The following is a 6935-nucleotide window of genomic DNA, read 5'->3' as shown; positions in this document are numbered from 1 at the left end:
CATCGAGAGCCCCTTGCGCCGCCCAATGTCGATCTCAACCCGCTCGCGCAGGCTCAACTGCTCATACAAAGTTCCCATCGCACCAACACCATAGCAGGTGTTGCACTTGTGGCGTGAGTCGAGGGAATCCCACTTCCGCGTGGCAATGAAGGGCGCACAATCGCCACCCAAACCCCGCAGTCGACACCCTCCCCCTTGCGGGGAGGGATCAAGGGTGGGGGACGATTGGCCCCGGAGCCGACAAACTGCTCCCAGCGCCTCCGAATTCGCCAACTGCTCAAACTCCCAGCCCTTTCCCCTCCGCCCCACCGAATCCCATCGACGAAACCTCCAAGCCGCACTAGAGAGTATCTACCGCCTGCCATCCCCACAGCCTGGATTCGCTATGCCCACCGGCGTGTTCTACGCGATTGTCGCCTACTCGGTTTATTCCTGCGGCGATGCCATCATCAAAGGGTTCGGGCAAAGCCTTTCGGTCTTTGAAATCGGCTTCTTCGTAGCCGTCTTCTCGCTGATCCCCGCCGCCTTCGTTAAGCCCAAGGGCGAGCGCTGGCGCGACAGCTTCAAGCTCAAGCATCCGCTTCTGGTGCATCTGCGCTCCTTCACCGGCACGGCCTCGTCCGCGCTCGTCACCTTCGCCTTCGTGACGATTCCCTTTGCCGAAGCCTATTCGCTGGTCTTCATGATGCCGCTGTTCATCACGGTCATGTCCGTGGTTCTGCTCAAGGAGCGTGTCCATGCCGTGCGCTGGGCCATGCTGACGCTGGGGTTCCTGGGCGTCATGCTCGTCGTCCGCCCCGGCTTCCGGGAACTGGAGCCAGGCCATCTGGCGGCCCTCTGCTGCGCCTTTTTCGGCGCCGCCACCACAACCATCCTGCGCGTCGTTGCACCCGTCGAAAAGCGCGTGAGTCTCATCGCCCTGCCCGCGCTCTACATCATCGTGGTCAACGCCATCCTGATGCTTCCCACCTTCGTGCTCCCCACGCCAACGCAATTCGCCCTGCTCGCCTGCAGCGGCGCGCTGGTGGGGCTGGGCCACATCCTGCTGATCGCCGCCACCCGCAATGCACCGGCCAGCCAGGTCGCGCCCATTCAATATCTGCAGATTGTCTGGGCCATCGCGCTCGGTGCCTTTTTCTTCACCGAATATCCCGACTGGATCGCCTATGCCGGTATCGCCGTGGTGATCCTGTCCGGCTTGGTGAATGTGCTGGTGGACGGAACGCGGACACGGATCGCCGGCCGCTTCGCCGAATACCGTGCACGCCCCGGTGGGCCGCCCAGCAACATCACCGAAGTCCAGGGCCCGGAAATTTAACGCCGCAGGCCATCGACTTAGTGTAAGCACCTTGTATGGTAGAGCGGTCGCTCACTCCTACCCTCCTGGATATCAAGATGCCCGTCGGCGTCCTCCTCGCCTTTCTGGCTTACGCCAGCTTTTCGGTTGCTGACGCTCTGATTAAGGTCACCGGCAAATCGATGTCGGTGTTCGAAATCGCGTTCTTCACCACCAGTTTCTCGATCATTCCGGTCATGCTCACCAAGCGTGGCGAGCGCTGGCGCGACATCTACAAGCTCCACCATCCCTGGCTGGTGCACCTGCGCTGCACCACGGCCATCCTCAGCACCGCCTGCGTGATGTACGCCTTCACGCACATCCCCTTTGCCGACGTCTACGCCATCGGCTTTCTCACCCCGATCATCGTGACAATGCTTGGCGTGCTGGTGCTCAAGGAACACGTGGCCCTCCACCGCTGGCTCCTGCTCATCATCAGCTTCCTCGGCGTGGTGCTGGTCATCCGCCCCGGCGTGCGCGATCTGCAACTGGGCCATCTGGCGATCTTCTGCAGCGTCTTTCTCGGCGGCATCACCACCATCGTCCTGCGCCACGTCGCCCCACGCGAACGGCGGGTGAGCCTCGTCGGCCTGCAGGTACTTTACTCGGCCCTATTCAACGGTCTGCTGATGCTGCCCAATTTCGTCGCCCCGTCGCTCGAACAAATCGCCATCTTTATCGGCATCGGCCTTATTGGCGGCACCGGCGGCCTGCTGCTGATCGCTGCCGCCAGGAGATCGCCCGCCAATCTGGTGGCGCCGGTACAATATAGCCAACTGATCTGGGCCATCGTCTTCGGCGCCGCATTCTTCGGCGAATACCCCGACTACGTTGCCGTCATCGGCCTTGTCATCGTCCTGACCGCCGGCCTTGCCAACGTGCTGACCGAAAAGCTCAAGATCGTCTGGAAACCCCGCCTCTTCTTCTTCCGCACCGGCCTATGAAAAACCCGGCGTGACGGGGGAGATCACGTTGTGCGCTTTCCACCGCGTCATTCCCGCGACCGCGGGAATCCCACTTTGACCAACAATGAAAGAAGATTCCCACCTTCGCGGAACGACGCCGCGTGATCAAAATAGACACTGTCGGCGTGAAGGGAGAGTTCACTTTGTGGGCTTTTCCACCGAGTCATTCCCGCGAAAGCGGGAACCGCCCTTGGGTAGTTGCAAGAAAAACAGAGCTTCTCGCTTTCGCGGGAATGAAATTGTGGTCGTCACATCTCCACCGTGTGCCCTCGGGCTTGACCCGAGGCCCACGTTCCGCGAACACACCGCTCCGGCACAGGCACCCGGACTGGCCCTCGGGTCAAGCCCGAGGAAACACAGCGTCCTTAACTACACCGCGCCACCCCCCAAGCGTTCGACGTGAACACTCCCGGGCATGACCCCGGCCAAGCAAGCGGAGCTTACCCCTCCAACACCGAGACGAAACCAACAGCGCCCTAAAGCGCTGCCCGCACCGCCGCGATAGCCTCATTCGCCTTGGCTCCATCAGGACCACCGCCCTGCGCCATGTCCGGACGGCCGCCACCGCCCTGCCCGCCAAGCGCCACAGTCGCCAGCTTCACCAGGTCACCCGCCGCATAGCGCGACGTCAGATCCTGCGTCACGCCGATCGCCACTGTCCCCTTGCCGTCTTCGCCCTTGAGCACGACGGTCACCACGCCCGAGCCGATGCGCTTCTTCTCGCTATCCACCAGGCCCTTGACGTCCTTGGCGGCAATACCCTCGACGGTGCGCCCCACATAGGTCACGCCGTTGACGGTCTCGTCCGCCGATGCACCCGCCGTCGAACCCGCGCCACCAAGCGCCAGCTTCTTGCGGGCATCGGTCAACTCGCGCTCGACCTTCTTGATGTTCTCCTGAAGTGCCGCAATGCGGTCCAGCACATCATTGCTGCCCGAACGCAGCAGCGCCGCAGCCGATTCGACGATAGCCACGTGGTTATTGCCGCGATGGCGCGCTGCATTGCCGGTCAGCGCCTCGATCCGCCGCACGCCGGCGCCGACCGCGCTTTCGGCCACGATGGACACTAGCCCGATATCGCCCGTGCGACGCACATGCGTGCCCCCGCACAGCTCCACCGACCAGCCCAGGCTATTGCCCGTCGGCTCGCCCATGGCAACCACGCGCACTTCGTCGCCGTACTTTTCGCCGAACAGTGCCCGCGCACCGGATTCCTTGGCTTCCTCGACACCCATCAGGCGCGTCTCGACCGGCGTATTCTGCAGCACGATGGCGTTGGCGATGTCCTCAACCTCCGCCATTTCCTGCGGCGACACTGGCTTGGTGTGCACGAAGTCGAAGCGCAGCCGATCCGGCGAAACCATGGACCCCTTCTGGGCCACATGATCGCCGAGCACGATGCGCAGCGCTTCATGCAGCAAATGGGTCGCCGAGTGATTGGCCCGAATCGACGAGCGGCGGTCATGATCCACAACCAGCGTCAGTGCCTGGCCCACCTTGAGCGTGCCTTCGGTAACCTGGACCTTGTGCGCAAAAACGCCGTGGAATTTCTGAGTATCGGCGACGACGCCCTGCACACCCTCACCCCGAAGAACGCCGCTATCGCCAACCTGCCCGCCGCTTTCGCCATAGAAGGGTGTCTGGTTCAGAACCACATAACCCTCTTCGCCGGCTGCGAGCGAACCAACTTCCGCGCCGTCCTTGAGCAGCGCCGTGATCTCGCCTTCGGCAGTTTCGGTCTCGTAACCGAGGAATTCGGTTGGCCCGAGTTTGTCGGCAAGCCCGTACCAGACGCCATCGGTCGCGGCCTCGCCCGAGCCCGACCAGCTCTTGCGCGCCTCGGCCTTCTGCGCCGCCATGGCAGCATCGAACCCCGGCTGATCGACAGTAATGCCGCGCAGCCGCAACGCGTCCTGCGTCAGATCCAGCGGGAAACCATAGGTATCATAGAGCTTGAACGCTGCAGCGCCGTTCAGCACCGCGCCCTCGCTCATGTCGCTGGTCTCATCGGCGAGAATCTGCAAGCCCCGACCGAGCGTCTTGAGGAAACGACCCTCCTCCAGCCGCACGGTCTCGGCGATCAACGCCTCGCCACGGCTCAGCTCCGGATATGCCTGCCCCATTTCCCGCACCAGCGCGGGAACGAGCTTGTAGATCACGGGCTCGTTGGTTCCGAGCAGTGTCGCGTGGCGCATCGCCCGGCGCATTATGCGGCGCAGCACATAGCCGCGTCCTTCATTCGACGGCAGCACGCCTTCGGCAATCAAAAAGCTCATGGACCGCAGGTGATCGGCAATAACTCGCAGGCTGCGATTGCCTTCGCCATTGATCTCGGCACCCGTCGCGGTCGCCGCCGCAGCAATCAGCGACTTGAACAGGTCGATGTCGTAATTGTCGTGCACGCCCTGCATGACAGCCGCGACGCGCTCGAGCCCCATGCCGGTGTCGATCGACGGCCTCGGCAAGCCCGTACGCGAGCCGTCGCCATGCTGCTCATACTGCATGAACACCAGGTTCCAGATCTCGATCCACCGGTCGCCATCTTCTTCCGGCGAGCCCGGCGGGCCGCCCCAGACGTGATCGCCATGGTCATAAAAGACTTCCGAGCACGGACCGCACGGACCGGTATCGCCCATCTGCCAGAAGTTCGACTTGGCCCCGAGCCGCACGATACGATCGTCGGACAGGCCGGCGATCTTCTTCCACAGGTTCAGCGCCTCGTCATCGTCCTCATAGACGGTGACCATCAGCTTTTCCTTGGGTAGCTCCCAATCCTTGGTCAGCAGGTTCCAGGCCAGCTCGATCGCATGATCCTTGAAGTAGTCGCCGAACGAGAAATTGCCCAGCATCTCAAAGAACGTGTGGTGGCGCGCCGTGAAGCCCACATTGTCCAAATCATTGTGCTTGCCGCCGGCGCGCACGCATTTCTGCGCCGTCGTCGCCCGCGAGTAGGGCCGCTTTTCCACACCGGTAAAAGTGTTCTTGAACTGCACCATTCCCGAATTGGTGAACATCAAAGTCGGGTCGTTGCGCGGCACCAACGGGCTCGACGCAACCGCCTCGTGACCATTGCGGGCAAAGTAATCGACAAAGCTGGAGCGAAGATCGTTTACGCTGGTCATCAAGAGGCTTTCATTGCGGAAGCTGGCGAGGTGGCGCCAAAGACAAGTTCGGCTGGCTTTCTATCGTGCAGCTTGCGGCAATGTCCAGCATTTGGGCAGCAACCCGGTAGCGAACTTGCAGCAAGCTCGATGCAAAACCCAAGCCTGCTTCAAAAGAAAGGGGCACTGCTCGCGCAATGCCCCCCAAAAATCCCTGCATGGGAAAATCTTATTCGTCGTCCGCCACGTCCTCGCCGCCCGCCACCAGCAGCACTTCGCCAAGCAGGCCCGAGCTTTCGCGAACGCCCTTTTCGATGGCGTCGGCGGCTGCCGGATTGTCCTTGAGGAACTGGCGCGCATTTTCACGGCCCTGCCCCAGACGCTGGGAATCCCAGGAAAACCAGGCGCCGGACTTGTCCACGATCCCGGACTTGACGCCCAGATCGAGCAATTCGCCCGTCTTGGAGATACCCTCGCCATACATGATATCGAACTCGACCTGACGGAATGGAGGCGCCAGCTTGTTCTTGACCACCTTCACGCGGGTCTGGTTGCCCACGATCTCTTCGCGGTCCTTGATCGCGCCGATGCGGCGAATGTCGAGACGCACCGAAGCATAGAACTTGAGCGCATTACCGCCCGTCGTCGTTTCAGGCGAACCATACATCACGCCGATCTTCATGCGGATCTGGTTGATGAAGATGACGAGGCACTTCGACTTGGAGATCGAGGAGGTCAGCTTGCGCATGGCCTGGCTCATCAGGCGAGCCTGCAGGCCCGGCAATGAGTCGCCCATTTCGCCCTCGAGTTCGGCGCGCGGCGTAAGCGCCGCAACCGAATCGACCACCAGCACGTCGATGGCCCCGGACCGAACCAGCGTATCGGTGATTTCGAGCGCCTGCTCGCCGGCGTCCGGCTGGGAAATCAGCAGATCGTCGACATTGACGCCCAGCTTGCGGGCATAAACCGGATCAAGCGCATGCTCGGCGTCCACAAAAGCGCAGATACCGCCTGCCTTTTGGGCTTCGGCGATCACATGCAGGGCCAGCGTGGTCTTGCCCGATGATTCCGGCCCAAAAATCTCGACGATACGGCCCTTGGGCAACCCGCCAATCCCCAGGGCAATATCGAGGCCCAGCGATCCGGTGGAAATGGATTCGACCTCGATGGACGAAGCCTCGCCCAGCCGCATGATCGAGCCCTTGCCGAAATTGCGCTCGATCTGGCTGAGCGCCGCGGCAAGTGCCTTGTCTTTATCCATTGATCCACCTTCAACAACACGAAGCGGCGCGTTAGCCATGAGTTCTCTCCTTATTCCACGCTCTGGAGCCTCACGCAACGCGCCGGCACCGCTCGTGGTCATGCTTTGAATGTATGCACGTTGTTCTCATTTTGTTCCGGTCCAGTCAAGCACAAAATGAGAACAAACATGACCAGTGAGCCTGTTGCGCGACAGAATCACTGCTGCAGCGTCGCGCCTGCTCAAAAGTATGATTTTTGTACTTGCTTCAAGGCGCCTTGTTGCGTTTTATG

4 protein-coding genes are annotated in these 6935 nt (G+C 61.6%); 2 read left to right on the top strand and 2 right to left on the bottom strand.

Translation table 11 applies throughout. The annotated features are described in order from the left end of the window. Window positions 1-385 precede the first annotated feature (385 nt). Complete coding sequence (locus C8264_RS21585) at window positions 386-1318, top strand: DMT family transporter (protein WP_162783839.1); 933 nt, start codon at window positions 386-388, stop codon at window positions 1316-1318. A gap of 77 nt (window positions 1319-1395) precedes the next feature. Continuing rightward, the gene (locus tag C8264_RS21580) at window positions 1396-2280 is read left to right on the top strand and encodes a DMT family transporter (RefSeq protein WP_162783838.1); all 885 of its coding nucleotides are present in this window, start codon (window positions 1396-1398) and stop codon (window positions 2278-2280) included. 497 nt (window positions 2281-2777) lie between these two features. Here the strand turns inward: C8264_RS21580 and alaS are convergent, their stop codons facing one another. Continuing rightward, window positions 2778-5423: an alanine--tRNA ligase gene (alaS, locus tag C8264_RS21575; RefSeq protein ID WP_108463046.1), complete on the bottom strand. Its 2646-nt coding sequence runs from the start codon at window positions 5421-5423 to the stop codon at window positions 2778-2780. A gap of 208 nt (window positions 5424-5631) precedes the next feature. After that, the gene (gene recA / locus C8264_RS21570) at window positions 5632-6702 is read right to left on the bottom strand and encodes a recombinase RecA (protein WP_108463045.1); all 1071 of its coding nucleotides are present in this window, start codon (window positions 6700-6702) and stop codon (window positions 5632-5634) included. Window positions 6703-6935 lie beyond the last annotated feature (233 nt).

It is taken from the genome of Devosia naphthalenivorans (assembly GCF_003056355.1).
In the GTDB taxonomy this organism is placed as follows: domain Bacteria; phylum Pseudomonadota; class Alphaproteobacteria; order Rhizobiales; family Devosiaceae; genus Devosia; species Devosia naphthalenivorans.
The sequence above is the reverse complement of the archived record's forward strand: the minus strand, read 5'-3'. Positions and strand labels throughout refer to the sequence as shown.

Excerpts from the sequence above, each read along its gene's own strand:
- C8264_RS21585 (WP_162783839.1), top strand. The coding sequence starts at position 386 with ATGCCCACCGGCGTGTTCTACGCGATTGTCGCCTACTCGGTTTATTCC.
- C8264_RS21580 (WP_162783838.1), top strand. The coding sequence starts at position 1,396 with ATGCCCGTCGGCGTCCTCCTCGCCTTTCTGGCTTACGCCAGCTTTTCG.
- alaS (WP_108463046.1), bottom strand. The coding sequence starts at position 5,423 with ATGACCAGCGTAAACGATCTTCGCTCCAGCTTTGTCGATTACTTTGCC.
- recA (WP_108463045.1), bottom strand. The coding sequence starts at position 6,702 with ATGGCTAACGCGCCGCTTCGTGTTGTTGAAGGTGGATCAATGGATAAA.